The sequence below is a fragment of the Microbacterium sp. zg-Y1090 genome, assembly GCF_030246945.1.
Lineage (GTDB): Bacteria > Actinomycetota > Actinomycetes > Actinomycetales > Microbacteriaceae > Microbacterium > Microbacterium wangruii.
In genome coordinates, this window is record NZ_CP126742.1 from 1,548,190 (window position 1) to 1,571,729 (window position 23,540).

The following is a 23,540-nucleotide window of genomic DNA, read 5'->3' on the forward strand; positions in this document are numbered from 1 at the left end:
ACGCCCGCGACGGGGCGCGCCGCCGATTCAGGCCCCGGTCAGGGCGAGTTCTCGGGAGGCGCGCACCCGCTCATCGCGGGCCTTGATCGCCGGCTCGTTCTCGCGCATCAGCGAGTAGAGCGGAGCGGCGACGAACACGGTGGAGTATGCCGCGACGATCGTGCCGACGAAGATCGACAGCGAGATGTCGGTGAGGGTCTGCGCACCGAGCCACAGCGCTCCGATGAAGAGGATCGCGCCCGTCGGGAGGATGGCGACGATCGTCGTGTTGATCGAGCGCACCAGCGTCTGGTTGACGGCGAGGTTCACCGACTCGCCGAACAGCCGCCCGGAGTTCTCCCCGTCTTCCGTGGTGTTCTCCCTGATCTTGTCGAACACCACCGTCGTGTCGTATAGGGCGTACGAGAGGATCGTGAGGAATCCGATCACCGCAGCCGGCGAGATCTCGAATCCGAACAGCGCGTAGATACCGACCGTGATGATGAGCACGTCGACGAGTCCGATGATCGCGGCGACCGACATCTTCCAGGTGCGGAAGTACAGCGCGAGGATCAGGAAGGTCAGGGCGAGGAAGATCGCCAGGCCCCAGAGGGACTGCCGGGTGACGTCCGCACCCCAGCTCGGTCCGATGAACGACGAGGTGACCTCGGCCTGGTCGACGCCGTACACATCGGCCAGAGCCGCGGTGACGGCGCGGGTCTCGGCATCCGACATCTGGTCGGTCTGCACACGGATCGCTTCGCCGCCGACGGTGGTGACCTTCGTCGTCGCACCGGGCACGACCGACTGCACGGCCTCCGTTGCGAGTGCCTGGTCGGTCTCGGCCACGTTCGACACGGTGAACTGCGAGCCGCCGGTGAACTCGATCGAGAACTGCACGGGGCGGAACAGCGGCACGAGGGCCGCGCCGATCACCAGCGCCGCGGCGATGATGAACCACAGCCGCCGCTTCGGGATGAACGGCAGCGAGAGCTTGCCGGTGTAGAGGTCGTTGCCGAAGTTGCTCATGGCGCCCATCAGCTGTCCCCCTCCTTGGTGCGGCCGGTATCGCCGCCGTGACGCGACGCAGCCAGCTCGGCTTGTTTGCGTTCGGCGATGGTCTGCCGTCGTTCGGCTTCACCCTTGGCCCGCGCTGCGCGCTTGCCGGCGCCGCTCTTGGCAGGCACGATCGGCGCGCGGAACTGCGCGCGGCCCCGGTAGACGGCGCCGAGGGCAGCCGGATCCAGACCCGAAAGCGGGTGCCCCGAGCCGAAGAACCGCGTGCGTGCCAGCAGCTGCAGCGTCGGGTGCGTGAACAGGATGAAGATCACCACGTCGATGACGGTCGTGAGTCCCAGCGTGAACGCGAAGCCCTTCACGGTGGCGTCGGCGAGGATGTACAGCACGACGGCGGCGAGCACGTTGATCGACTTGGAGATGTAGATCGTGCGCTTGGCTCGCGCCCAGCCGTCCTCGACGGCGCCGGTGATGGTCTTCCCGTCTCGCAGTTCATCGCGGATGCGTTCGAAGTAGACGATGAACGAGTCGGCGGTGAAGCCGATCGACACGATGACGCCCGCGACACCGGCGAGCGACAGGCGGAAGCCCATGCGCCACGCGAGGATGCACAGCGCGATGTAGGTGAGCACGCCCATCACCAGCAGCGACGCGATGATGATGAACCCGAGCGCGCGGTAGACGGCGACCGAGTAGAGCGCCACCAGCAGCAGGCCGATGAGGCCGGCGATCAGTCCGATCTGCAGCTGCTGGGAGCCGAGGGTCGCGGAGATCGTGCTCGAGCTCTGCACCTCGAAGCTCAGCGGCAGCGCGCCGTACTTGAGCTGGTCGGCAAGGACCTGGGCCGTCTCCTGCGTGAAGCTGCCGGTGATCTGCGGCTTGCCGTCGAGGATCACCGCGTTCATCGAGGGGGCCGACAGGACGTAGCCGTCGAGGATGAACGCGAACTGGTTCAACGGCGGGCTCTGGCCGTACAGCCGCTGGCTGATCTCACCGAACTCGCGGGTGCCCTGATCGTCGAAGACGAGGTTGACGGCCCACTGGCCGTTCTGCTGCACGATGCCGTGGCTGGCGTCGGCGATCGACGAGCCGTCGAGCTCCACCGGTCCGAGGATGTACTTGACGCTTCCCGACGGGTCGCAGGTGATCAAGGGCTGGTCGGCGGGTGCGGACGCCGGGTCGTTCTCGGGGTTCGCGCAGTCGTACGCCAGGTACGCCGCCTCGAGCGCCGGGGTGATCCACGCCAGGTCACTGCCACTGGTGGGCTCGGTTGACGGAGTGGCCTGCAGCGACGGGTCGGGCTCGGGGTACGGCGTGGCGTTGCCGTCCTCGCCGACGAACGTGTTCGCGGGGGCGCCTGTGGCCAGCACGGCGCGCAGCTGCAGCTGCGCCGAGGCCTCGATGCGCTCGCGGGTGGCCTCGTCGGCCTCGCCGGGGATCTGCACGACGACGTTGCGGCCGCCCTCGGTGGTGACGTCGGCCTCGCCGACACCCGAGGCGTCGACGCGCTGGCGGATGATCGTGACCGCCTGATCCATCTGCTCGGTGCTCGGGTTGGCACCGTCCTCGGTCTGGGCCTCGAGGATGATCTGCGTACCGCCCTGGAGGTCGAGCGCGAGCTCGGGAACCCAGGAGCTCTTACCGAAGACGTACACGCCGAGGGCGTTGATGCCGAACAGCACGGCGGTGATGACCAGCAGACCGGTCAGGGCGCGCCAGGCATGACGGACGGGAGTGGGAGTGGCCACGTGTGGTCAGCTTTCTCGGGCACCGCGTCAGCGGCGACGCGGATCAGGCCTGGGGCTTGGCGCCCGGGTCGGAATCGGTGCCCGACGCGCGCTCGCGGTCGTCATCGATGGAGATGATCTCGCCGTCTGCGACGTCGGCGACATACTCCGCCTCGTCGGCCTCGGACTCGATGAACTCGTCCTCGGTGACCGCGCCTTCGGCGGGGTCGACCACGCGCAGGATGGCCTGGCTGTGCACCTTGATCTCCACGCCCGGCGCGATCTCGACGATCGCGGGCTGGTCGAGGTTCTCGGGGTCGTACTCGACGATGGTGCCGTAAAGGCCGCCCTGCAGCAGCACCTCGGCGCCGGGGACGGTCTGGCGGGCCTTGGTCTCCTGCTCGGCCTTCTGGCGCTGCATGCGGCGACGCGAGCTCCAGAACATGAACACCAGGAGCAGACCGAGCATGAGGATGAGGCCGTACTCGGCGAAGAAGGCAGCGAATTCCATGGAGGTGAGATCACCTTTCGGTTCGGGCGTGCCGACGCGGAACGACCCAGCACAGGAGATGGCGGCGTAAGCCTTCAGTGATTATAGGTCATCGATGCGCAACGCCCCGTCACCGTGCGGGACGCGCAGGTGCGCGCAGGCCTCAGGCGTGGCGATGCGTCCTCGCGGCGTGCGCCCCATGAATCCGATGCGCACGAGGTACGGCTCGACCACCGACTCGATCGTCTCCGCTTCCTCCCCCACCGTCACCGCGAGGGTGCCGAGGCCCACGGGTCCGCCGCGGAATCGGCGCACGAGCGCATCGAGCACGGCGCGGTCCAGGCGGTCCAGCCCGATGGGGTCGACGTCATACAACTCCAGCGCGGCGTTGACGTCGGCCTGCGTGGCGGCGGGACGCGTGCCGTCACCGCCGGCGCGGCCGGGCTGGCCGTGGACGATGACGTAGTCGCGCACCCGGCGCAGAAGCCGGTTGGCGATACGCGGGGTGCCCCTCGAGCGCCGTGCGATCTCCGACCGGGCGTGTGCGGGCAGACCGAGACCGAGCACGAGGGCGGAGCGCTCGATCACCTGCTCGAGCTCGTCGGGCTCGTAGTACTCCAGGTGGGCGGTGAAGCCGAAGCGGTCGCGCAGCGGGTTGGGCAGCATGCCCGACCGGGTCGTCGCGCCGACCAGGGTGAAGGGGGCGAGCTCGAGCGGGATGCTCGTGGCACCCGCGCCCTTGCCGACCATGATGTCGATGCGGAAGTCCTCCATCGCGAGGTAGAGCATCTCCTCGGCCGAGCGGGCCATGCGGTGGATCTCGTCGATGAAGAGCACCTCGCCCGGGGTGAGACTCGACAGCAGCGCCGCGAGGTCGCCGGCGTGCTGGATCGCGGGACCCGATGACAGGCGCAGCGGCCGGTCGCTCTCGTGCGCGACGATCATTGCGAGCGTCGTCTTGCCGAGGCCCGGGGGGCCGGACAGCAGGATGTGGTCGGCCGGCCGCTGCTGGATGCGTGCGGCCTCGAGCAGCAGCTGCAGCTGGCCGCGCACCTTGTGCTGGCCGACGAACTCGGCCAGCGACGTGGGGCGCAGGGCACCCTCGACGGCCAGTTCGATCTCGTCCTGCGGCTCGGCGGGGTCTCGGACCTCCGTGTCATCCACCGGCGGGCTCCTTGCGTGCCGGCCCGAGCTGGGCGAGCGTCAGTCGCAGCAGGGCGGGCACATCGCCGCGATCGCGATCGGATGCCGCCTCGGCCACGCCGCCCACGGCCTCGGTGGCGATCCTCTCGCTCCAGCCGAGACCGACGAGCGCGGTCACGACCTGCGCGATCACCGCGGCGTCGGCGCGGGGTGCGGGCGCCGCGGCCGACCCGAGCCCGAGCGCCTGCAGCTTGCCGGCGAGCTGCACCACGATGAGCTTGGCGGTCTTGGGGCCGATGCCCGACACCCGACGGAACGGCGCGTCGTCCTCGGCGGCGACGGCCTGCGCGATCTGCGCGACGCTGAGCGAGGTGAGCACACCCAGCGCCGACTTCGGACCCACCCCGGAGACGCTGATGAGCTGGAGGAACACGGCGAGTTCGTCGCGCTCGGCGAACCCGTAGAGCGACAGGGCGTCTTCGCGCACGATGAGGTGCGTGTGCAGCACGATCTCGTCGCCCACGTGGAAGGTGCGCGACAGCTGCGGCGTCACCGCGATCGAGAAGCCGACGCCGTTGACGTCGACGATCACACTGTCGGGGTCGAGGTGCAGCACGCGGCCGCGCGCAGAGGAGATCATGCTCCGAGCCTACGGGCGCGCTCGGACATTTGTTCTATCGACACGCGCCGCCGGCGTCAGCGCCGCACTCGCTCGGCATCCGCCCATGCCCGCTGCGCCGGCGTGAGCGTTCCGGCGGCCGCGACGGTCGCGGTCGACCCTCCGCGCCAGCCGTGGCAGAGGGCGAGCGCCAGGGCGTCGGCGGCGTCCGCCGGCTGCGGCAGCTCGTCCAGGCGCAGCACACGGGCGACCATCGTCTGCACCTGCAGCTTGTCGGCCGCGCCGTAGCCTGTCACCGCGGCCTTGACCTCCGACGGGGTGTGGGTCGCCGCAGGCAGCCCGCGCTCCCCTGCCAGCAGCAGCGCGATGCCGCTCGCCTGCGCGGTCCCCATCACGGTGCTGCGGTTGTTCTGGGCGAACACCCGCTCCACGGCGACCACGTCGGGCCGATGTGCGTCGAGCACCGCGCGCAGCCCCGCGGCGATGGCCGCGAGCCGCTGCTCGATGGGCAACGTCGCCTCGGTGCGCACCACACCGACGTGCACGAGCGACGCCGATCGGTTACGGGCCACGTCGACCACGCCCACGCCGCACCGGGTCAGACCGGGGTCGACGCCGAGCACGCGGAGGATGCCGGTGGATGCCATTCCCCCACGCTAACCCGCGGCGCGCGGCGCCCGGCCCAGGCGCTCCGGGCCGCGGCCGTGCGGGGTGCGGTCAGTCCTCGGAGTCGTTCTCCAGCTCGGCCTGCACCTCGGGGGTGAGGTCGAAGTTGCTGAAGACGTTCTGCACGTCGTCGCTGTCTTCGAGGGCGTCGATGAGCCGGAAGATCTTGCGCGCGGTGTCGACGTCGATCTCGACCTTCAGGTTCGGCACGAACTCCACGTCGGCCGACTCGTAGTCGATCCCGGCATCCTGCAGCGCCGTGCGCACCTTGACGAGGTCGGACGCCTCGGTGATGACTTCGAACCCCTGTCCGTGGGGCAGGATCTCCTCGGCGCCGGCGTCGAGCACGGCGAGCATCACGTCGTCTTCGGTGGTGTTCTCCGACGACACGACGATGACACCCTTGCGTGTGAAGTTGTACGCCACGCTGCCGGGGTCGGCCAGCGTGCCGCCGTTGCGGGTGAGCGCGGTGCGCACCTCGGCCGCTGCGCGGTTCTTGTTGTCGGTCAGACACTCGATCATGAGCGCCACGCCGTTGGGGCCGTAGCCCTCGTACATGATCGAGGTGTACTCGACGGCCTCTCCCCCGATGCCCGCTCCGCGCTTGATGGCGCGGTCGATGTTGTCGTTGGGGACCGAAGTCTTCTTCGCCTTCTGCACCGCGTCGTAGAGCGTGGGGTTGCCGGAGAGGTCGGCGCCGCCGATCTTGGCGGCGACTTCGATGTTCTTGATGAGCTTGGCGAACGACTTGGCACGACGCGCGTCGATGACGGCCTTCTTGTGCTTGGTCGTCGCCCACTTGGAGTGGCCGGACATGCGGAACAGTCTAAAGGGACAGGTACCGCTCGCGCGCGACGCACCCGGTGGTGCCGAGCGCCACGTCGGAGGACACTGGCGGCATGGACGAGAGGGAACGGGCCCTCGGCGCGGCCTACCGCGCGGCGTTGGGGTTCTTCGACGACCTGGACGAACGCCCGGTCTGGCCGCGTGCTGACCTCGATGAGATGCTCTCCGCCTTCGGCCGCTCGCTGCCGGACGGGCCGAGCGATGCCGGCGCGGTGATCGCGGAGCTGGTCGACCGCGCGGAGCCCGGTCTCGTGTCGATCCCCGGCGGGCGCTTCTTCGGCTTCGTCATCGGCGGCACTGTGCCGGCTGCGCTGGCCGCCGACTGGCTGGTGTCGGCGTGGGATCAGAACTCGGGTTCGAGCACGATGACCCCCACCGTCGTCGCGCTCGAGCGCATCGCCGGCGCGTGGGTGTGCGAGCTGCTCGGCCTGGCGGCGACGGCATCGGTCGGCTTCGTCACCGGCGCCCAGATGGCGAACTTCGCCTGTCTCGCCGCCGCGCGGCACGCCATGCTGCGACGCGCGGGATGGGATCTCGTGCAGCGCGGGCTGCGCGGTGCACCGCCGCTGCGCTTCCTCGCCGGCGCCGACCGTCACGGTGCGGTCGACCGCGCGCTGCGCTTCGCCGGGGTCGGCAGCGACGAGATCACCGTCGTCGCCTCCGACGATCAGGGGCGGATGCTGCCGGAAGCGCTGTCGCAGGAGCTTGCGGCCGGCGCGGGCGCGCCGGCGATCCTGTGCCTGCAGGCCGGCGAGGTGCATTCGGGCGCCTTCGATCGGTTCGACCAGCTCATCCCTCTCGCTCGACGCCACGGCGCATGGGTGCACGTGGACGGTGCGTTCGGTCTCTGGGCTGCAGCGACCCCCATGCTGCGCCATCTCACCGCGGGCGTCGGTCAGGCCGACTCCTGGGCCACCGACGCACACAAGACGCTGAACGTCCCCTACGACTGCGGCATGGCGATCATGCGCGATCCCGCCGACTCGGTCGCCCTCTTCCATGCCGCCGGCGACTACCTCATCCATACGAGCCTCGATCCGTGGGACATCACCCCGGAGCTCTCGCGCCGCGGCCGCGGCGTGCCGGCATGGGCTGCGCTGCGTTCTCTCGGCAGAGACGGTGTGGTCGAGCTGGTCGAGCGGCTCCACCGCAACGCGCGGCAGCTCGAGGCGCGTCTGCGGGCCATCCCCGGGATCAGCGTCGTCAACGACGTCGTCTACACCCAGGTGATGTTCCGCCTCGACGATGATGACGCGACGCGGCAACTGGGGGCCGCGATCCTCGCCGATGGAACCGCCGCGCTCACCGGCGCCCAGTGGCGCGGGCGCGCCGTGCTGCGCTGCTCGATGTCGAACTGGGCGACCTCGTCCGCCGATATCGACCGCACGGCGGATGCGATCGCGCGGCTGTCGCCGACGGTGGCATCCGCCTGACGCCGGAGGTCGGTCAGCGCTCGTCCGCCAGTTGCAGCAGCAGCGCGTGGAAGCGATCGTCCCCTGTCACCTCGGGATGGAACGCGGTGCCGAGGAGCCGTTGCTGACGCACCGCGACGATGCCGCCGTCGCCCAGCGCGGCCAGCACCTCGACACCCGGCCCGACCGAGATCACTCTCGGAGCGCGGATGAACGCCGCGTGCACCGGCGGGGCGCCGAGCGCCTGCACGTCGAGGTCGGCCTCGAAAGACTCGGCCTGGGACCCGAACGCGTTGCGCTGCACCGTCGCGTCGATGCCGCCGAAGGTCTGCTGTCCTGGCGCCCCATCGATGATCCGGTCGGCGAGCAGGATGAGGCCCGCGCACGTGCCGTACACCGCCAGCCCCGCCGCGATGCGCGCGCGGAGCGGGCCGTGCAGCCCGAACGTGCGAGACAGCTTGTCGATGACGCTCGACTCGCCGCCGGGGATGACGAGGGCGTCGACGGATGCCACATCCGCGGGCGTGCGGACCGGTACCGCGTCGGCGCCCAGCCGGCTCAGCACGCGCAGGTGCTCGCGCACGTCGCCCTGCAGGGCGAGGACTCCGGCACGCCGTGCCGCCATGACTACCAGCCGCGGTCCGCGAGGCGGTGGGGAGCGGCGAGGTCGGCGACGTTGATGCCGACCATGGCCTCCCCGAGGCCGCGGGAGGCGTCCGTGACGACCCGCGGGTCGTCGAAGAACGTGACGGCCTTCACGATCGCCGCAGCGCGCGCCGCCGGGTCGCCGCTCTTGAAGATGCCCGATCCCACGAAGACCCCGTCGGCACCGAGCTGCATCATCATCGCGGCGTCCGCGGGCGTCGCCACCCCGCCCGCGACGAAGAGCACCACGGGCAGTCGCCCCTGCTCGGCGACGTCGGCCACCAGCTCGTAGGGCGCCTGCAGCTCCTTCGCCGCCACGTACAGCTCGTCCCTGCTCATGGAGCGCAACCGAGCGATCTCGGCGGAGATGGTGCGGATGTGGCGCGTCGCCTCGGACACGTCGCCGGTGCCCGCCTCGCCCTTCGAGCGGATCATCGCGGCGCCTTCGGTCATGCGGCGCAGTGCCTCGCCGAGGTTCGTCGCACCGCAGACGAAGGGGACGGTGAACGGCCACTTGTCGATGTGGTGGACGTAGTCGGCGGGCGAGAGCACCTCGGATTCGTCGATGTAGTCCACGCCGAGCTGCTGCAGCACCTGCGCCTCGACGAAGTGGCCGATGCGCGCCTTCGCCATGACGGGGATCGACACGGCGGCGATGATGTCGTCGATGAGCTGGGGATCGCTCATCCGGGCGACGCCGCCCTGCGCCCGGATGTCGGCGGGAACCCGTTCCAGCGCCATCACCGCCACCGCGCCGGCGTCCTCGGCGATGCGCGCCTGCTCGGCGGTGACGACGTCCATGATCACCCCGCCCTTGAGCATCTCGGCCAGTCCCCGCTTCACGCGGGCCGATCCGGTCGTCGCGGCCTGCAGCGGGTTCTCCGGCGCCTGCGCGGCGCGCTCAATGTTTGGCATAGGCCAGACGCTAGCATGTCCTGAGCTGTAGATTCGAGCAGATGGAGAACGCGACGGTGACCGACGGGATCACGGGGACGACCGCGGCGGAGATCGCCGACAGCGTGCGCGCCCTCGTCGACAGCGCGCATCTCGCTCCCGGTGACGCGCTCCCGCCGGTGCGCACACTGGCCGACCGCCTCGGGGTCAACCGCAACACCGTCGTCGCCGCCTACCGCCTGCTCGGCCAGGCGGGGCTCGTCGCGTCGCACGGCCGCGGCGGCACGAGGGTGGCCTCCCCCGCACCGATGCCCATCGAGGGGTTCGCGCAGGACAGCGTGCTGCGCGACGTCGGCGACGGGAACCCCGACCCGGCGCTGATCCCCGATCTCACCGGCGCGCTCGCCGCGCTCGCCGGCCGCCCTGTGCTGTACGGCGAACCCGTCATCGACCCCGATCTGGAGCGCTGGGCGCGCGGCTGGATGACCCCGGACGTCGCAGACCCGGCGGCGATGCGCATCACCGTCACCGGTGGCGCGGTCGACGCGATGGAGCGACTGCTCGCCGGGGCGCTGGTGCGCGATGACGCCGTCGCCCTCGAGGACCCCTGCTTCCTGTCCAGCATCCGCACCGTGCGTCTGGGCGGCTACCGCCCCGTCCCCGTGGCCGTCGACGACGAGGGGATGACCGTCGACGGACTCGCCCGCGCCCTGGCGGACGGCGTGCGGGCGGTGATCTGCACCCCGCGTGCGCAGAACCCGACCGGCGTGAGTCTCACCGCCCGGCGCGCCGCCGACCTGCGGGCCGTCCTGGGCGACCACCCCCATGTGCTCGTCGTGATGGACGACCACCTCTCGCTGCTGACCGATCGGCCCTATCACTCGATCGTGGGCGCGTCGCACCGCCGCTGGGCACTGGTGCGCTCGGTGTCGAAGTTCCTGGGCCCCGACATGTGCCTCGCGGTCGCGGCGACCGACGCCGAGACCGCCGGTCGCCTGGCGATGCGCCTCAGCCCCGGCACGACCTGGGTCAGTCACCTGCTGCAGCGCCTCACCGTCGCGCAGGTCACCGATCCTGCCGTGATGGCAGCGGTGCAGCGCGCCGGCGCGCACTACCTGGCCCGCAACCGTGCGTTCGCCGCACGGCTGAGCGCCCACGGCCTCACCTGCCGCGCCGGGGACGGACTCAGTCTGTGGGTGCACCTCGGTGTGCCCGCCCGCGCGGTGACCGATCAGCTGATGCGCCGCGGCTGGCTGGCCCGGCCCGGCGACGAGTTCGCCCTGGCCGACGGCGGGGCGTCCGAGCGCCTGCGCCTCACCGTCCACACCCTGTCCGACGCCGAGGCGGAGCGCCTGGCCGCCGACGTCGCCGCCGCCGTCCGCATGACGGCATCCCGATGAGAGAAGGTCCCCTGTCGTGAACATCCTGTCGATCCAGTCCGCCGTCGCCTACGGGCACGTCGGCAACTCCGCCGCGGTGTTCCCGCTGCAGCGCATCGGCGTGGAGGTGCTGCCGGTCTACACCGTGAACTTCTCCAACCACACCGGCTACGGCTCGTGGCGCGGCCCGATGATCTCGCCGGACGACGTGCGCGCGGTGATCGCCGGCATCGAGGAGCGCGGCGCGTTCCCCGAGATCGACGTCGTGCTGTCGGGCTACCAGGGCGGCGAGGGCATCGGCGACGTGATCATCGACACCGTGCGCCGGGTGAAGGAAGCCAATCCGGATGCCGTCTACGCGTGCGACCCGGTGATGGGCAACGCGAAGTCCGGCTGCTTCGTCGCACCCACGATCCCCGTGCTGCTGCGCGAGCGCGTGGTGCCGGTCGCCGACATCATCACGCCCAACCAGTTCGAGCTCGGCTACCTCACCGACACGCAGCCCGCGACGATCGACCAGACGCTGGACGCGGCCGATCTCGCTCGTGCAATGGGTCCGCAGACGGTGCTCGTGACGAGCGTGGAGCGTCCCGACCGCGCCGAGGGCACCATCGAGATGCTCGCCGTCGACGACAGCGGCGCCTGGATCGTGCAGACGCCGCTGCTGCCGATGAAGGCCAACGGCTCGGGTGACGTGACGGCGGCGCTTTTCACCGCTCACTACCGTCGCTCCGGCAGCGCGGCCGAGGCCCTCGCACGGACGACGTCGAGCGTCTACGACCTGCTGCGCACGACGTTCGAGTCCGGCCGGCGAGAACTGGCGCTGGTGGAATCGCAGGAGTACTACGCGCACCCGCTCATGCAGTTCGACGTACGCCAGGTGCGCTGACCGGTCTGCGAGGCGGTGCCGGCGTCAGTAGACGCCGTCCGTCTCGCTCCAGGCCGACTCCCACTGCGCGGCGTCGTCGGGGCAGATGAACCGCGTGCCGAACACCATCATGCTGACCGCGCCTTCGATGGCCTGCGGGTCGCCTCCGGAGACCGCGTCGATGAGCGGCGAGGAGTTCACGTGGGCGCGGAACGTCTCCACGTCGATGGCGTGCCCGTTGAGGATCGACGTCTCGCACGCGTCGAGCGGCAGGGCGAGGGTGATGCTCTCGGCGTTCGCGTCCCAGGTCGCGCCCTGCGACTCGACGTATTCACGCTGCGCGGTGACGAGCTCGATCTGGGCGGGCGTCTTCGCCACCAGCGGCGAGCCGTCGAGCGGCTGCTGCTGGTCGGCGAGGAACCTGTCGCGCTCCGCGAAGGCCGCCGCCATGCCCTCGTCCGCCGCGACATCCTCTGCACCCTCGGAAGGTTCCGGCGTCGGCGCCTCGGCCGTGGCGGACGCATCGATGCGCTGGGCGCCCTCGGTGGACGGCGCGGTCGTGCAAGCGGTGAGCGACAGGGCGAGCACCCCCGCGGCGGCTGCAGCGGTCAGCGCGCGCGGCGACGGCAGGAAGGCGAATCTTCTCGAAGGCATCCCGCCAGGCTAGCGGGGTGCCGTCACTCCTGAGGCCACGCTGTGGAAACCGCCTCGCGCACCTCGCCGAGCAACTGGGGCAGCGCCTTGGTCTTCGCGATGATCGGGAAGAAGTTCGCATCCGTCGCCCACCGCGGCACGATGTGCTGGTGCAGGTGCTCGTCGACGCCCGCCCCCGCCACCGCGCCCTGATTCATGCCGATGTTGAAGCCGTCGCACCGCGACACCTGGCGCAGCACCCGCATCGCCGTCTGGGTCAGCGCGGCGATCTCGGCGACCTCCTCCGATGTCGCCTGGTCGTACGTCGCGACGTGCCGGTAGGGGCAGACGAGGAGATGTCCGGAGTTGTAGGGGAAGAGGTTCAGCACGACGTAGGCGGTGCGTCCGCGGTGGACGATCAGCCCGTCGGCATCCGACTTCTCCGGAGCGGCGCAGAACGGGCAGGCCGCCCGCATCGCCTCCGGTCCGGCGTTGATGTACGCCATACGGTGGGGCGTCCACAGCCGCTGGAACCCGTCGGGAACGCCCGCGAGGGTCGCGGCGTCGACGAGTTCCTGCTCGCTCACGCGAGGTCCTCCGCCGTGTCGACGAGCTTCTTCTCGGCGATCGCGCGCATCACCAGGGCGATGGCGTCGTCGACGGGCACCCCGTTGGTCTGGGTGCCGTCGCGGAAGCGGAACGACACGGTGCCGGCGGAGCGGTCCTGCTCCCCCGCGATCAGCTGCAGCGGCACCTTCTGCGTCGTGTGCGTGCGGATCTTCTTCTGCATGCGGTCGTCGGAGTGATCGACCTCGGCGCGCACGCCCTGCATGCGCAGCCGGTCGACGATGCCGTCGAGGTAGGCGCCGTACTGCTCCGCCACCGGGATCGCGACGACCTGCACGGGCGCCAGCCACACCGGGAAAGCCCCCGCGTAGTGCTCGAGCAGGATGGCGAAGAAACGCTCGATCGAGCCGAACAGCGCCCGGTGGATCATGATCGGACGGTGCTTCTCGCCGTCGGGACCGGTGTACTCCAGGTCGAAGCGCTCCGGCAGGTTGACGTCGACCTGCACGGTCGACAGCTGCCAGGTGCGCCCGATGGCATCACGGGTCTTCAGGTCGATCTTCGGCCCGTAGAACGCGGCCTCGCCGGGGACCTCGGTGACCTTCAGTCCGCTGGAATGGGCGACATTGCGCAGGGCATTGGTGGAGTACTCCCAGAACTCCTCGGAGCCGATCCACTTCTCCTTCTCGTCGTCGCGCATCGACAGCTCGAGCTCGAAGTCCTCGAGACCGAAGTCGCGCAGCATCGAGAGCACGAACTCCAGCACCCGCGTGGTCTCCGCCTCGAGCTGGTCCGGCGTGACGAACAGGTGCGAGTCGTCCTGGGTGAAGCCGCGCACGCGGGTGAGGCCGTGGAGCGCCCCGGAGAGCTCGTTGCGGTAGACCGTGCCGTTCTCGGCGAGGCGCATCGGCAGATCGCGGTAGCTGCGTGCCCGCTCCTTGTAGATGAGGATGTGCATCGGGCAGTTCATGGGCTTCAGGTAGTAGTCCTGGCCCTGCTTGACGATGTTGCCCTCGGCGTCGCGCTCCTCGTCCATGCGGATGGGCGGGAACATGCCCTCGCGGTAGGTCACGAGGTGGTTGGACTGCAGGAAGAGGTCTTCCTTCGTGATGTGCGGCGTGTAGACGTAGGTGTAGCCGCCCTCGAGGTGACGGCGACGGGCGTGCTGCTCCATCTCGCCACGGACGACGCCGCCCTTGGGGTGCCACACCGACAGGCCGGAGCCGATCTCGTCGGGGAACGAGAACAGGTCCAGCTCTTTACCGAGCTTGCGGTGGTCGCGCTTGGCCGCCTCCTCGAGACGCTGCTGGTATGCCCGCAGCTCGTCCTTCGTCGGCCAGGCGGTGCCGTAGATGCGCTGCAGCTGCGGGTTCTTCTCGCTGCCGCGCCAGTAGGCGCCGGCGATGCGGGTGAGGTCCCAGCCGTTGCCGATCATGCGGGTCCCGGGAACGTGGGGGCCGCGGCAGAGGTCCTTCCACACGGTCTCGCCGTCGCGGCTCACGTTGTCGTAGATGGTGAGCTCGCCGGCGCCGACCTCGACGGAGGCGCCCTCTGCGGCATCCTTCGAGCCGCCCTTGAGGTCGATCAGCTCGAGCTTGAACGGCTCGTCGACCAGCTCCGCGCGTGCCTCCTCGTCGGTGACGACGCGGCGGACGAAGCGCTGGCCCTCACGGACGATGCGCTCCATCTCCTTCTTGATGGCCTTGATGTCCTCGGGGGTGAAGGGCTCCTCCACGCCGAAGTCGTAGTAGAAGCCGTTCTCGATGGGCGGGCCGATGCCGAGGTTCGCCTGCGGGCGGATGCGCTGCACCGCCTGCGCGAGCACGTGGGCGGTGGAGTGCCGCAGGATCGACAGACCGTCGGGGCTGTCGATCGTCACCGGGTCGACGTCGTCGGTCTCTTCGACGGTCGTGGCGAGGTCTTTCAGCTCGCCGTTCACGCGCAGCGCGATCACGCTGCGGTCGGGGAACAGGGCGAACCCGTCGGCGGGGTAGGTCACGTCTGAGGGGATCACGACGTCAGTCACAGGAACTTCTCCAGAAGGTGGCTCGGAACAATGGCTGCTCAGCTTCGGGCGCTCGGCGCCCTGCCCGCTCAGGCCTGAAGCGTTCGCGTGCCGGTGGCCGCGACGACGGTCGCAGCGGCAATCCGGCGCAGTTCCATGCGGACGATTCTAGTGGGGTGCGCGGGCGACCATGATGGATGCCGTGAAGCTCGCCGTGATCGGAGCCGTCCTCCTGCTGGCGGGCGGCGGTGCCGTGCTCGGCGGAGTGCTGCCCGCGGCGGACGCCCTGGCGATCGCCGATCGCGTCTGGCCGATCCTGCTGTTCGTCGTCGCGGTCACCGTCGTGGCGGAGCTCGCCGCCGCAGCGGGCGTCTTCGACGTCGTCGCGGCGTGGCTGGCACGGCTGGCGCGTGGCCGCACCGTCGTGCTGTGGCTCGCCGTGGTGGCGCTGGCCGTCGTCGTCACCGCTTTCCTGTCGCTGGACACCACAGCGGTGCTGCTGACGCCGGTCGTCGTCGTCGTCGCCCGAGCCAACGGCCTGAATCCTCTGCCTTTCGCCTTCACCACCGTGTGGCTGGCCAACACCGGGTCGCTGTTCCTGCCGGTGTCGAACCTGACGAACCTGCTCGCCGCCCACCGGCTCGATGACGGCACCCCATGGGGGTTCCTCGCACTGCTGGGGCCCTCCGCGGTCGTGGCGGTCGCGGTGAGCGTCGCGCTGCTGCTCGCGATCCACCGGCGGCATCTGCGGGGTCGCTACGTCCCCGCCCCGGCGCCGCGGGTCGCCGACCGCGTGCTGCTGCGCGCGGCATCGGTCGTGGTGCTCGTGCTGCTTCCGCTGCTCGTGTCGGGGGTGCCGCCGTGGCGGCCCGCCCTGGCCGCGGCGGCGGCGATGACGTGTCTGTACGCCTGGCGGCGACCCGGCCGGCTGCGGCTGGGGCTCGTGCCGTGGCACCTGGTGGTGTTCGCCTCGGGGCTCTTCCTCGCCGTCGGTGCGCTGCAGGCGGCGGGCGCGGGAGCCCTGATCGCCGCCGTAGCGGGCTCGGGCGATGACCTGGTGTCGCTGTGGCGACTGGCCGGCGCGGGACTGGTGGTCTCCAACGCGATCGACAACCTGCCGGCGTACCTCGCGCTCGAGCCGGTCGCCGACTCGCCCGTGCGGTTGGCCGCGCTGCTCATCGGGGTGAACGCGGGGCCACTGATCACCCCCTGGGCGTCGCTGGCGACACTGCTGTGGCACGATCGCCTGCGCGCGGTCGGTGTCGACGTGCCGTGGCGGCGCTACGTGCTGCTCGGCCTCGTCGCCGCTCCGCTGATCGTCGCGCTCGCCGTCCTGCCGCTCGCCCGCTGAGTCGGCCGCATCGCCACCGCCGTCAGTGGTGAGCGCGTTCGCCCGTGCCGCCGCCCGGACCGTGCACGACGAGCGCCAGCGCTGCGGAGACCGCCAGCACTCCGCCGACGAAGACCAGCGGGCTCAACCCGGAGTCGAGCAGGAACGCCAGCCCGAACAGGTAGAAGCCGAGCAGGAACAGGATCGAGTACACGATGAACATGGATGCCTCCGTCGGTCCGGTTCTCAGATGCTAGCCAAAGAGCGCGGCAAGACGGTCACCCGAGCGCGATGTCGACCTGGATCTCGCCCGCCAGCTTCTCGAGCGCGGTCGTGATGGCCGCGGCATCCACCTCCGCCGGCACCCGCACGTCGACCGTCGCCTCGAACAGTGTGCCGCCGGCCATCGGCGCCTCACGGGTGCGGCTCGCGAAGGAGTCGATGCTCGCGCCGAGGCCGGCCAGTGTCGCCGTGACGTCACGGACGATCCCCGGCCGGTCGTTGCCCAGCACGGTGAAGCCCACATGACCGGTGGCGGCCGCGGACGGCTCGCCGCCGGCGTGCGTCGTGACCCGCAGCAGTCCCGCGAGACCCTCGAGGTCCGCCTGCAGGGCGTCGACCCGGTCGTCGGGAACCGACACCAGCACGATGCCGGCGAAGGCGCCGGCGAGCTCGGCCAGTTCGCTGCGCTCCCAGTTGCCGCCGTGGGCGGCGACGGTGTCGGCGAGGGTGCGGACGAGTCCGGCGCGGTCATCGCCGACGACGGTGAGGACGAGATGTGCCATGCGGTGAGCCTAGCCGTGCCGACACGCGGGGGTGGCTGGGCCATCGCGCGCTCGAAGACAGCGGCCATGACTCAGCGGCGCAGCGGCAGCGGTTCACCCAGCCCGTACAGGTGCAGCGCACCGGGACCACCGGCGAACATCTCCGCGATGCCGTCGATGGCGGGCACCGGGACGGTGTCGAGGGTCACCTCGTCCGGCGCCGTGAACGTCGCATCCTGTGCCCCCGGTGCGTGCGGGTCGCCGCCTTGCGGTGCGGTGCGCACGCGGGCGAGCTGGGTGTGAGCGGCATGCCCGGGGGCGGCTTCGTCGAGATGATCGGCGTAGACGCAGGGCACTCCGCCGACGACGCCCTGCCTGCGCAGGTCCGAGACACCGAGGTCGCCGAGCGGGTATTGGCCGTCGCAGTTGAACGCCCACCCGCCGGCGCCGGCGGCGACCGCCGACGCATGCAGCTGCGCGCCGCACGAGGGCACCAGGTGCAGGTCGATCCGCCCGCGGGCACCGGGCCACGGGCTGCGCGCGTCGCTGCGACGCAGTCGGCGGTCGGTGTGGTCCAGACACACCTCCACCGCGGTGTGCAGCGGATCGCCCGCGGCCGGCAGCGCGAAGACGGCGTACGGATCGAAGGGCGCGCGCTTCAGGTCGCCGCCCGACAGGTCCAGCGCGGGGTACGAGGCGAGCGCCTCGGTCACGACGGCTCTGTCGGCGACGTCCCACAGCACGAAGTCCTCGTTCGAGTCGAAGTACTTCTCAACGGAGGCGACGGTCGCATGCCACGGTTCGAGCACCCCGTCGAGCGGTGTCGTGCCGAGGACGAGCGCTCGATTGCGCACCTGCACGAGTGGCGCGGCATGCGCGCTGCGGATCAGCCCGACCATCGCGCCGAAGTACGCCTCCCTCATCGACCCCGAGGTGGCCCGCCAGGCTTCTGCCAGGCGGCGGACGAGGTCGTTGCGCGTCCGGGCCTCGGGCGAGGAGAGCACGGCGTCGATGTCGGCGACCTCCGCGGTGAGCGCCGACCCCATGACCATCAGGAAGTGCGGGTAGTCGGCCGGGTCGAACTGTTCGCGCAGCAGCGCCGCGATCGTCTGCACCGGGTCGGGGTCGCCGGGCGCGGTCAGGTAGGGCCCGGCGGGCCCATGCCAGAACGACTCCGGTGCGACGAAGACATTGAGCACGCTCGGGTCGCCGAGGTCGTGCAGCTGTGCGCGCGCGAGATCCACCGCGGTCGTGAGCACTCGGCAGCGTCCCCGGATGTCGGCATCCGGATCGTGCAACCCGCGGTACGACCCGGCCATCGCACCGGGACCGCCGGAATAGCCGACCGTGACGATGTCGGCCGGCGAGGTGGGGATGGCGTAGCCCAGGAACCGGACCCGCTCGTACGGGGCAGCGATCATGCGGCATCCTCCCCGCGGCGCCGCCGTCCGGGTGCCGCTGCGTGCGCGGGACGCTACACCCGCCGGCCGGCCGCCGCCACGGGCCCGCTGCCGGCGGCGAGGCACGGGGCGCCGGCGCGCGGAGGAAAGGAAAAAGCCCCCGGTCTCCCGGGGGCTTTCAGTGGTGCGCGATACTGGGATCGAACCAGTGACCTCTTCCGTGTCAGGGAAGCGCGCTACCGCTGCGCCAATCGCGCCCGTCAGGGCTGTTGAGTTGTGAGTGGAGGTGGCGACGGGATTCGAACCCGTGTAAACGGCTTTGCAGGCCGGTGCCTAGCCGCTCGGCCACGCCACCGTGTGGTTTGACCCCACGTGCCAAGGATCCTCCGGAGAGGATCCCTACACTCGAGCGGATGACGAGACTCGAACTCGCGACCCCAACCTTGGCAAGGTTGTGCGCTACCAACTGCGCTACATCCGCATTTCGCACCGGATCGCTCCGGCACTTGAATGACTTTAGCCGACTCCGAGCCGAGTGCAAAACCAGGCGCGCCCCGCGCGTGTCTCGCCCCGATGGTGCGGAGGCGCCTTCGGCATCCGGTATGCTCGTTGAGGCCCCTCGGGGCGACGGGCGATTGGCGCAGTTGGTAGCGCGCTTCCTTCACACGGAAGAGGTCATCAGTTCGAGTCTGGTATCGCCCACCATCAGAAAGGCCCCCGGTGAACCCGGGGGCCTTTCTTGTTCCCGCCCGCCGGGGCCCCGGGGTCGCACCGCGCACAGCCACGATCAGGCCGCGGTCTTCCACCCGTACCGCCGACCCAGCTCCGCCGCGACGCGGTCGAACGCGCCCCGGTCGACGGCAGCGCCCTCGCGTCGCATGCCGGCGGCGTGCACGCTGTAGATCTGGTCGACGTCGGCCCACGACGGTCGGCCCTTCGAATCCCACTCCCCCGCGCCGATCGGGATGTAGTCGCGGTCAGCATCGCGCGGCCTGCTGGTCAGTTTGACCGCGTACACCCGATCGGCACTCTCGCGCGCGATCACCAGCACCGGGCGGTCCTTGCCGCGTCCGTCGCGCTCGGCGTACGGCACCCAGGTCCAGACGACCTCTCCCGCATCCGGCTCGTCGTCGGTCTCGGGAGCGTAGGCGATGCGCAGGGCGCCGGCCCGGGGCGGCGTCACCTCGAGGGTCGCCGTCGCGCCGGCCTGTCCGGGCGACGAGCCGACACCGGGCCGGGACGGTGCCGCGGGGCGCACAGACGCACGCAGGCGGCTCATCAGCCGCCGAATCAGACCGGGGGTACCCACGGACTCACCCTAAGCGCGGCAAGGCCTCAGCGGCCGGTTCCCCCGTCGCGATGCGGACATGCGGAAGGGGCGCCGCGGCCGTAGCCGCGACGCCCCCGATCGTGGGTGGCTTCAACCCGTCAGTCGACGAGCGCGTAGCCCTCCTCGCCGTGCACGACGGTGTCGACACCGGCGATCTCGTCCTCGTTCTTGATGCGGAAGCCGAGGGTCTTCTGGATCGCGAAGCCGAGGATGCCGGCGACGACGAAGGAGTAGACCAGCACGCCCACCGCGGCGATCACCTGGATGATCAGCTGCTCGGCGTTGCCGCCGACGAACAGGCCGGTCTCGGTGGCGAAGAAGCCGAGGTAGATGGTGCCGATGAGGCCACCGACGAGGTGGATGCCGACCACGTCGAGGGAGTCGTCGAAGCCGAGCTTCCACTTCAGCTCGACGGCCAGGGCGCAGACGGCACCGGAGACGACACCGAGGAGCAGGGCCCAGCCCGGCGTCAGGTTGGCGCAGGCGGGGGTGATGGCGACGAGACCCGCGACGGCGCCGGACGCGGCACCGATCGACGTGGCCTTGCCGTCTTTCAGCTTCTCGATGACGACCCAGCCGAGCACAGCGGCGGCGGTCGCGCCGATGGTGTTGATGCCGATGAGGCCGACCCCGGCCATGTCCTCCGAGAGCCACTCAGCGCCGGCGTTGAACCCGAACCAGCCGAACCACAGGATCGCAGCACCGAGCATCACCAGCGGCACGTTGTGCGGCTTGTGGATGCCCTTCTGGAAGCCGATGCGCTTGCCCAGCACCAGGGCGAGGGCCAGAGCCGCCGCACCGGCGTTGATGTGCACCGCGGTGCCACCGGCGTAGTCGATCACCTCGGTGCCGAAGCCCATGCTCGAGCCGAGGTTGAAGATCCAGCCACCGCCCCAGACCCACGCGGCGACCGGGAAGTAGACGATCGTCGCCCAGAGGCCCGCGAACAGCATCCAGGAGCCGAACTTGGCGCGGTCGGCGATGGCGCCGGAGATGAGCGCGACCGTGATGATCGCGAACGTGGAGCCGAATGCCACACCGATCAGCGAGGTGTTGGCGTCGTCACCGGAAGCGAGGCCGCTGAGGGCGAAGTCGCTGAACGGGTTGCCCGCGAACTCCCACGGGCTGCCGACCGCGCTCATGTTGTAGCCGTACAGGATCCACAGCACGCTGATGAGTCCGAGTGCGCCGAAGCTCATCATCATCATGCTGACGACACTCTTGGCCTTGACCAGACCGCCGTAGAAGAAGGCGACACCGGGCGTCATGAAAAGCACGAGCGCGGTGGCCATGATCCCCCAGGCGATGTTGCCGGGTGCGTCCATAGGTGTTACCTCACATTGATCAGTGACAGGGACACGTCTCGGCTGGGTACGGGTTCGCCGCGGCGTGTTCGCCCAGTCTCCTCATGCGCCGTTTCTGACACCGTGCAGGTCGTGTTTCGGGGCCGTTACGCCCGGGCATCCCCGGTAAACATCACGTTTCGGGAAGCCGCGAACGCGCTCCCGGAACCCTCAGGAGTGAGTGAGAGCGACCAGCCGCGAGATCGCGCGGAGGTACTTCTTGCGGTAGCCGCCGGCGAGCATGTCCTCGCCGAACACGCCGTCGAGGGCGACACCCGTGGCGCGGATGGGGATCTGCGCGTCGTACGCGCGGTCGACGAAGGCGACGAACCGTAGCGCCGCGGACTGGTCCTCGAGCTGCACCACATCGCGGAGGCCGACCGTGTCGACGCCCTCGATCAGCCGGATGTAGCGGGAGGGGTGCACGCTCGCGAGGTGCGCCACGACAGCGGAGAAATCGTCGTCGGACACGGTCCCGGCGGCCGCGGCATCCGTCATCGCCTGCGCATAGCCGGCGTCGTCGAGCACGACGGCGTGCCCGTCGACCGCGCGCTGACGGTAGTCGGTGCCGTCGATGCGCATCGTCTGGAAGCTCTCGGACATCGCGTGGATCTCGCGCAGGAAGTCCTGAGCGGCGAACCGTCCCTCCCCGAGCGCATTCGGCGGGGTGTTCGACGTCGCAGCGAGGCGCGTGCCGGATGCCACCAGCTCCCCCAGCAGCCGCGTCATCACCATCGTGTCGCCGGGGTCGTCGAGTTCGAACTCGTCGATGCACAGCAGTTCGGAGCCGCGGAAGAGCTCGACGGTCTTCTGGTAGCCCAGGGCGCCGACCAGTGCGGTGTACTCGATGAACGAGCCGAAGTACTTCCGGCGGGCGGGCACGGCGTGGTAGATCGCGGCCAGCAGGTGCGTCTTGCCGACGCCGAAGCCGCCGTCGAGGTAGACGCCGGGCTTGAGCTCCGGGGTCTTCTTCGCCCGGCGGAAGAACCCGCCGCGGGCTGCGGGCCCGCCACCGCCGGCGAACGCGGTGAGGGTCTCCTTCGCCTCCTGCTGCGAGGGGTAGGCCTCATCGGCGCGGTAGGTGTCGAAGGTGGCGTCGGCGAACTGCGGCGGCGGGACGAGGGAGGCGACCATCTGATCACCGGTGACCTGGGGCTGGCGTTCGCTCAGATGCACGATGCCCGTGCCGGTGGTGGTCATGGGTGTCGATCCTAGTCGCGGGGTGGACAGCGGGAGACCGGATCAGCTGTGCGCTGCAGGCTCCGCGGCGGTCAGACCATGCGCGCGCAGCCACCGGGTGATGCGGTCGTTCCAGCGCTGCTGGTCGTAGTTCCACAGCTTCGCGTGCCGCGCGACCTCGAACACCTCGAACTCCACGAGGTCGGGCCGGGCCACGAGCAGATCGTGCGATGCGTCGGAGGGGACGAAGCCGTCGTCGTCACTGTGGAGGATGAGGATGGGATGCCGCAGCTCGCCCGCCCGTGCGACGACGTCGAGCTTGTCGAACGGGATCGGCCCGCCTGCACGCGTGACCGCACCCGCCCACTCGGTGCCGAGCGCACCGAGGGCCAGCTGGGTGACGGGGCCGGGCACTTTGAGTTTCTTGGCCTGATAGTCCAGCACGATCCGCCAGTCCACGACCGGCGATTCGAGCACGACGCCCGCGATGAGGTCGCCGTGGGGAGAGTTCAGCTCGACCTGCAGGGCGATCGCGCCGCCCATCGACCACCCCATCAGCACCACGCGACGCGCGCCGTGACGGCGGGCGAAGCCGAGCGCGGCATCGATGTCACGCCATTCGGTGGCGCCCAGCGTGTAGGTGCCGGTGCGGCTGCGCGGGCCCTCGCCGTCGTTGCGGTACGCCACGATCAGCGACGTGATGCCGGCGGCGTGGAAGACGGGCACGGCGCGCAGGCATTCCGCGCGGGTCGTGCCACGGCCGTGCACCTGGACGACCCAGGTGTCACCGGGGCCGGCGGCGGGGAAGAGCCAGGCCGGGCACGGCCCGATCGGACCGCCGATGAGTTCGTCGGTGAACGGCAGCTGCAGCTGCGCCGGATCGTCGTAGTACCAACCCGAGAAGGCAGCCTGCGGCGCCAATCGCGACTCCGCCGGCACGTGCGTGAGCAGCTTGCGGGTGACGGTGCCCGCGTCTTCGCCGAGCACCGACCCCAGCTTGAGGTAGGGCGCCGTGCCGCTGGTGAACAGCCCATACCGGCCCGGCAGCTCGGTGTCGGCGGTGCGCGTGAGGGTGATCGTCTGCGCCGCGGCGTCGACGTCGACGATGGTCGTGTCGGGGACGCGACCGGCGGGGGTCACGACGCGGCGCGCCATGCGAACCGCCAGAACGCCCATCGTCGCGAGGACGCCGCTGAGCGCGGTGGCGAGGAAGACGAGAACGCCTCCGACCACGGCGGGGGCGGTGAGAGAGGCGCCGGGCGGGACGGCGCGCCTGGAAGCCATCATGGTGCGCTCACTCTAGT

The 23,540-nt window shown here is 70.4% G+C and carries 23 protein-coding genes and 4 tRNA genes; 5 read left to right on the forward strand and 22 right to left on the reverse strand.

Annotation, left to right across the window (positions count from 1 at the left end; genetic code table 11):
- Positions 1-27: 27 nt before the first annotated feature.
- From secF to QNO26_RS07335, 7 genes are all read right to left on the reverse strand, one after another.
- Positions 28-1,017: a protein translocase subunit SecF gene (gene secF / locus QNO26_RS07305; RefSeq protein ID WP_257530960.1), complete on the reverse strand. Its 990-nt coding sequence runs from the start codon at positions 1,015-1,017 to the stop codon at positions 28-30.
- Positions 1,017-2,744, reverse strand: a complete 1,728-nt coding sequence (gene secD, locus QNO26_RS07310; RefSeq protein ID WP_257530958.1) for a protein translocase subunit SecD — start codon at positions 2,742-2,744, stop codon at positions 1,017-1,019. Before secD ends, secF begins: the two co-directional genes overlap by 1 nt.
- 43 nt (positions 2,745-2,787) lie before the next feature.
- Complete coding sequence (locus tag QNO26_RS07315) at positions 2,788-3,234, reverse strand: preprotein translocase subunit YajC (RefSeq protein WP_257530956.1); 447 nt, start codon at positions 3,232-3,234, stop codon at positions 2,788-2,790.
- Between the two features lie 81 nt (positions 3,235-3,315).
- Positions 3,316-4,377, reverse strand: a complete 1,062-nt coding sequence (gene ruvB, locus QNO26_RS07320; RefSeq protein WP_257530954.1) for a Holliday junction branch migration DNA helicase RuvB — start codon at positions 4,375-4,377, stop codon at positions 3,316-3,318.
- On the reverse strand, positions 4,370-4,996 hold the full coding sequence (gene ruvA / locus QNO26_RS07325; RefSeq protein ID WP_257638362.1) for a Holliday junction branch migration protein RuvA: 627 nt from the start codon (positions 4,994-4,996) through the stop codon (positions 4,370-4,372). The genes ruvB and ruvA overlap by 8 nt, the downstream gene beginning before the upstream one ends.
- A gap of 56 nt (positions 4,997-5,052) precedes the next feature.
- A complete protein-coding gene (gene ruvC / locus QNO26_RS07330; RefSeq protein ID WP_257530950.1) occupies positions 5,053-5,622 on the reverse strand; it encodes a crossover junction endodeoxyribonuclease RuvC in 570 nt (189 codons plus the stop codon).
- 70 nt (positions 5,623-5,692) lie between these two features.
- Positions 5,693-6,457: a YebC/PmpR family DNA-binding transcriptional regulator gene (locus QNO26_RS07335; protein ID WP_257530948.1), complete on the reverse strand. Its 765-nt coding sequence runs from the start codon at positions 6,455-6,457 to the stop codon at positions 5,693-5,695.
- Positions 6,458-6,540: 83 nt separating this feature from the next.
- On the opposite strand from QNO26_RS07335, the gene QNO26_RS07340 reads away from it, so the two are divergent.
- The gene (locus tag QNO26_RS07340) at positions 6,541-7,920 is read left to right on the forward strand and encodes a pyridoxal phosphate-dependent decarboxylase family protein (RefSeq protein WP_257530945.1); all 1,380 of its coding nucleotides are present in this window, start codon (positions 6,541-6,543) and stop codon (positions 7,918-7,920) included.
- A gap of 13 nt (positions 7,921-7,933) precedes the next feature.
- Here the strand turns inward: QNO26_RS07340 and pdxT are convergent, their stop codons facing one another.
- Positions 7,934-8,524, reverse strand: coding sequence for a pyridoxal 5'-phosphate synthase glutaminase subunit PdxT (pdxT, locus tag QNO26_RS07345; RefSeq protein ID WP_257530943.1), 591 nt, complete (start codon positions 8,522-8,524; stop codon positions 7,934-7,936).
- A 2-nt stretch (positions 8,525-8,526) separates the two neighbouring features.
- A complete protein-coding gene (gene pdxS, locus QNO26_RS07350; protein ID WP_257530941.1) occupies positions 8,527-9,459 on the reverse strand; it encodes a pyridoxal 5'-phosphate synthase lyase subunit PdxS in 933 nt (310 codons plus the stop codon).
- Between the two features lie 41 nt (positions 9,460-9,500).
- Here pdxS and QNO26_RS07355 point away from each other — a divergent pair, with 41 nt between their 5' ends.
- Positions 9,501-10,838 carry an aminotransferase class I/II-fold pyridoxal phosphate-dependent enzyme gene (locus QNO26_RS07355; RefSeq protein ID WP_257530939.1) on the forward strand — a complete coding sequence of 446 codons (1,338 nt, stop codon included), beginning with the start codon at positions 9,501-9,503 and terminating at the stop codon, positions 10,836-10,838.
- Between the two features lie 16 nt (positions 10,839-10,854).
- Complete coding sequence (pdxY, locus tag QNO26_RS07360; RefSeq protein ID WP_257530937.1) at positions 10,855-11,706, forward strand: pyridoxal kinase PdxY; 852 nt, start codon at positions 10,855-10,857, stop codon at positions 11,704-11,706.
- 24 nt (positions 11,707-11,730) lie between these two features.
- On the opposite strand, the gene QNO26_RS07365 is transcribed toward pdxY, so the two are convergent.
- From QNO26_RS07365 to thrS, 3 genes are read right to left on the reverse strand one after another with little or no spacing between them, the layout of a single operon-like run.
- Positions 11,731-12,339, reverse strand: coding sequence for a hypothetical protein (locus tag QNO26_RS07365; RefSeq protein ID WP_257638363.1), 609 nt, complete (start codon positions 12,337-12,339; stop codon positions 11,731-11,733).
- Positions 12,340-12,362: 23 nt separating this feature from the next.
- On the reverse strand, positions 12,363-12,905 hold the full coding sequence (locus QNO26_RS07370; protein ID WP_257638364.1) for an HIT family protein: 543 nt from the start codon (positions 12,903-12,905) through the stop codon (positions 12,363-12,365).
- Positions 12,902-14,911, reverse strand: a complete 2,010-nt coding sequence (gene thrS / locus QNO26_RS07375; RefSeq protein WP_257530931.1) for a threonine--tRNA ligase — start codon at positions 14,909-14,911, stop codon at positions 12,902-12,904. The genes QNO26_RS07370 and thrS overlap by 4 nt, the downstream gene beginning before the upstream one ends.
- A gap of 172 nt (positions 14,912-15,083) precedes the next feature.
- On the opposite strand from thrS, the gene QNO26_RS07380 reads away from it, so the two are divergent.
- Positions 15,084-16,241, forward strand: a complete 1,158-nt coding sequence (locus QNO26_RS07380; protein WP_257638373.1) for an SLC13 family permease — start codon at positions 15,084-15,086, stop codon at positions 16,239-16,241.
- 22 nt (positions 16,242-16,263) lie between these two features.
- Here the strand turns inward: QNO26_RS07380 and QNO26_RS07385 are convergent, their stop codons facing one another.
- The 6 genes from QNO26_RS07385 to QNO26_RS07410 form a co-directional block, all read right to left on the reverse strand.
- Entirely contained in the window at positions 16,264-16,443 is a 180-nt protein-coding gene (locus tag QNO26_RS07385; protein WP_257530929.1) for a hypothetical protein, read from the reverse strand.
- 55 nt (positions 16,444-16,498) lie between these two features.
- The gene (locus QNO26_RS07390; RefSeq protein ID WP_257638365.1) at positions 16,499-17,005 is read right to left on the reverse strand and encodes a glycine cleavage system transcriptional repressor; all 507 of its coding nucleotides are present in this window, start codon (positions 17,003-17,005) and stop codon (positions 16,499-16,501) included.
- 71 nt (positions 17,006-17,076) lie between these two features.
- Positions 17,077-18,405 (reverse strand): hypothetical protein, encoded by a 1,329-nt coding sequence (locus QNO26_RS07395; RefSeq protein WP_257530925.1) that lies wholly within the window; start codon positions 18,403-18,405, stop codon positions 17,077-17,079.
- 161 nt (positions 18,406-18,566) lie between these two features.
- Positions 18,567-18,641, reverse strand: a tRNA-Val gene (locus tag QNO26_RS07400).
- A 24-nt stretch (positions 18,642-18,665) separates the two neighbouring features.
- Positions 18,666-18,739, reverse strand: a tRNA-Cys gene (locus tag QNO26_RS07405).
- Positions 18,740-18,792: 53 nt separating this feature from the next.
- Positions 18,793-18,865 (reverse strand) — tRNA-Gly (locus QNO26_RS07410).
- 148 nt (positions 18,866-19,013) lie between these two features.
- Between QNO26_RS07410 and QNO26_RS07415 the strand changes: the two genes are divergently transcribed.
- Positions 19,014-19,089, forward strand: a tRNA-Val gene (locus QNO26_RS07415).
- 82 nt (positions 19,090-19,171) lie between these two features.
- Here QNO26_RS07415 and QNO26_RS07420 read toward each other — a convergent pair.
- From QNO26_RS07420 to QNO26_RS07435, 4 genes are all read right to left on the reverse strand, one after another.
- The gene (locus QNO26_RS07420) at positions 19,172-19,663 is read right to left on the reverse strand and encodes a type II toxin-antitoxin system PemK/MazF family toxin (protein WP_257530923.1); all 492 of its coding nucleotides are present in this window, start codon (positions 19,661-19,663) and stop codon (positions 19,172-19,174) included.
- Between the two features lie 149 nt (positions 19,664-19,812).
- Positions 19,813-21,039 (reverse strand): ammonium transporter, encoded by a 1,227-nt coding sequence (locus QNO26_RS07425; protein ID WP_257530921.1) that lies wholly within the window; start codon positions 21,037-21,039, stop codon positions 19,813-19,815.
- Between the two features lie 189 nt (positions 21,040-21,228).
- The gene (gene zapE / locus QNO26_RS07430; RefSeq protein WP_257530919.1) at positions 21,229-22,257 is read right to left on the reverse strand and encodes a cell division protein ZapE; all 1,029 of its coding nucleotides are present in this window, start codon (positions 22,255-22,257) and stop codon (positions 21,229-21,231) included.
- A 42-nt stretch (positions 22,258-22,299) separates the two neighbouring features.
- A complete protein-coding gene (locus QNO26_RS07435; RefSeq protein ID WP_257638374.1) occupies positions 22,300-23,523 on the reverse strand; it encodes an alpha/beta hydrolase family protein in 1,224 nt (407 codons plus the stop codon).
- Positions 23,524-23,540 lie beyond the last annotated feature (17 nt).

What these genes read in the sequence shown, in the direction of transcription:
- secF (WP_257530960.1), bottom strand. Translation starts at nt 1,017, where the DNA reads ATGGGCGCCATGAGCAACTTCGGCAACGACCTCTACACCGGCAAGCTC.
- QNO26_RS07315 (WP_257530956.1), bottom strand. Translation starts at nt 3,234, where the DNA reads ATGGAATTCGCTGCCTTCTTCGCCGAGTACGGCCTCATCCTCATGCTC.
- ruvA (WP_257638362.1), bottom strand. Translation starts at nt 4,996, where the DNA reads ATGATCTCCTCTGCGCGCGGCCGCGTGCTGCACCTCGACCCCGACAGT.
- ruvC (WP_257530950.1), bottom strand. Translation starts at nt 5,622, where the DNA reads ATGGCATCCACCGGCATCCTCCGCGTGCTCGGCGTCGACCCCGGTCTG.
- QNO26_RS07335 (WP_257530948.1), bottom strand. Translation starts at nt 6,457, where the DNA reads ATGTCCGGCCACTCCAAGTGGGCGACGACCAAGCACAAGAAGGCCGTC.
- QNO26_RS07340 (WP_257530945.1), top strand. Translation starts at nt 6,541, where the DNA reads ATGGACGAGAGGGAACGGGCCCTCGGCGCGGCCTACCGCGCGGCGTTG.
- pdxT (WP_257530943.1), bottom strand. Translation starts at nt 8,524, where the DNA reads ATGGCGGCACGGCGTGCCGGAGTCCTCGCCCTGCAGGGCGACGTGCGC.
- pdxS (WP_257530941.1), bottom strand. Translation starts at nt 9,459, where the DNA reads ATGCCAAACATTGAGCGCGCCGCGCAGGCGCCGGAGAACCCGCTGCAG.
- QNO26_RS07355 (WP_257530939.1), top strand. Translation starts at nt 9,501, where the DNA reads ATGGAGAACGCGACGGTGACCGACGGGATCACGGGGACGACCGCGGCG.
- QNO26_RS07365 (WP_257638363.1), bottom strand. Translation starts at nt 12,339, where the DNA reads ATGCCTTCGAGAAGATTCGCCTTCCTGCCGTCGCCGCGCGCGCTGACC.
- QNO26_RS07380 (WP_257638373.1), top strand. Translation starts at nt 15,084, where the DNA reads ATGGATGCCGTGAAGCTCGCCGTGATCGGAGCCGTCCTCCTGCTGGCG.
- QNO26_RS07385 (WP_257530929.1), bottom strand. Translation starts at nt 16,443, where the DNA reads ATGTTCATCGTGTACTCGATCCTGTTCCTGCTCGGCTTCTACCTGTTC.
- QNO26_RS07390 (WP_257638365.1), bottom strand. Translation starts at nt 17,005, where the DNA reads ATGGCACATCTCGTCCTCACCGTCGTCGGCGATGACCGCGCCGGACTC.
- QNO26_RS07395 (WP_257530925.1), bottom strand. Translation starts at nt 18,405, where the DNA reads ATGATCGCTGCCCCGTACGAGCGGGTCCGGTTCCTGGGCTACGCCATC.
- QNO26_RS07420 (WP_257530923.1), bottom strand. Translation starts at nt 19,663, where the DNA reads ATGAGCCGCCTGCGTGCGTCTGTGCGCCCCGCGGCACCGTCCCGGCCC.
- QNO26_RS07425 (WP_257530921.1), bottom strand. Translation starts at nt 21,039, where the DNA reads ATGGACGCACCCGGCAACATCGCCTGGGGGATCATGGCCACCGCGCTC.
- zapE (WP_257530919.1), bottom strand. Translation starts at nt 22,257, where the DNA reads ATGACCACCACCGGCACGGGCATCGTGCATCTGAGCGAACGCCAGCCC.
- QNO26_RS07435 (WP_257638374.1), bottom strand. Translation starts at nt 23,523, where the DNA reads ATGATGGCTTCCAGGCGCGCCGTCCCGCCCGGCGCCTCTCTCACCGCC.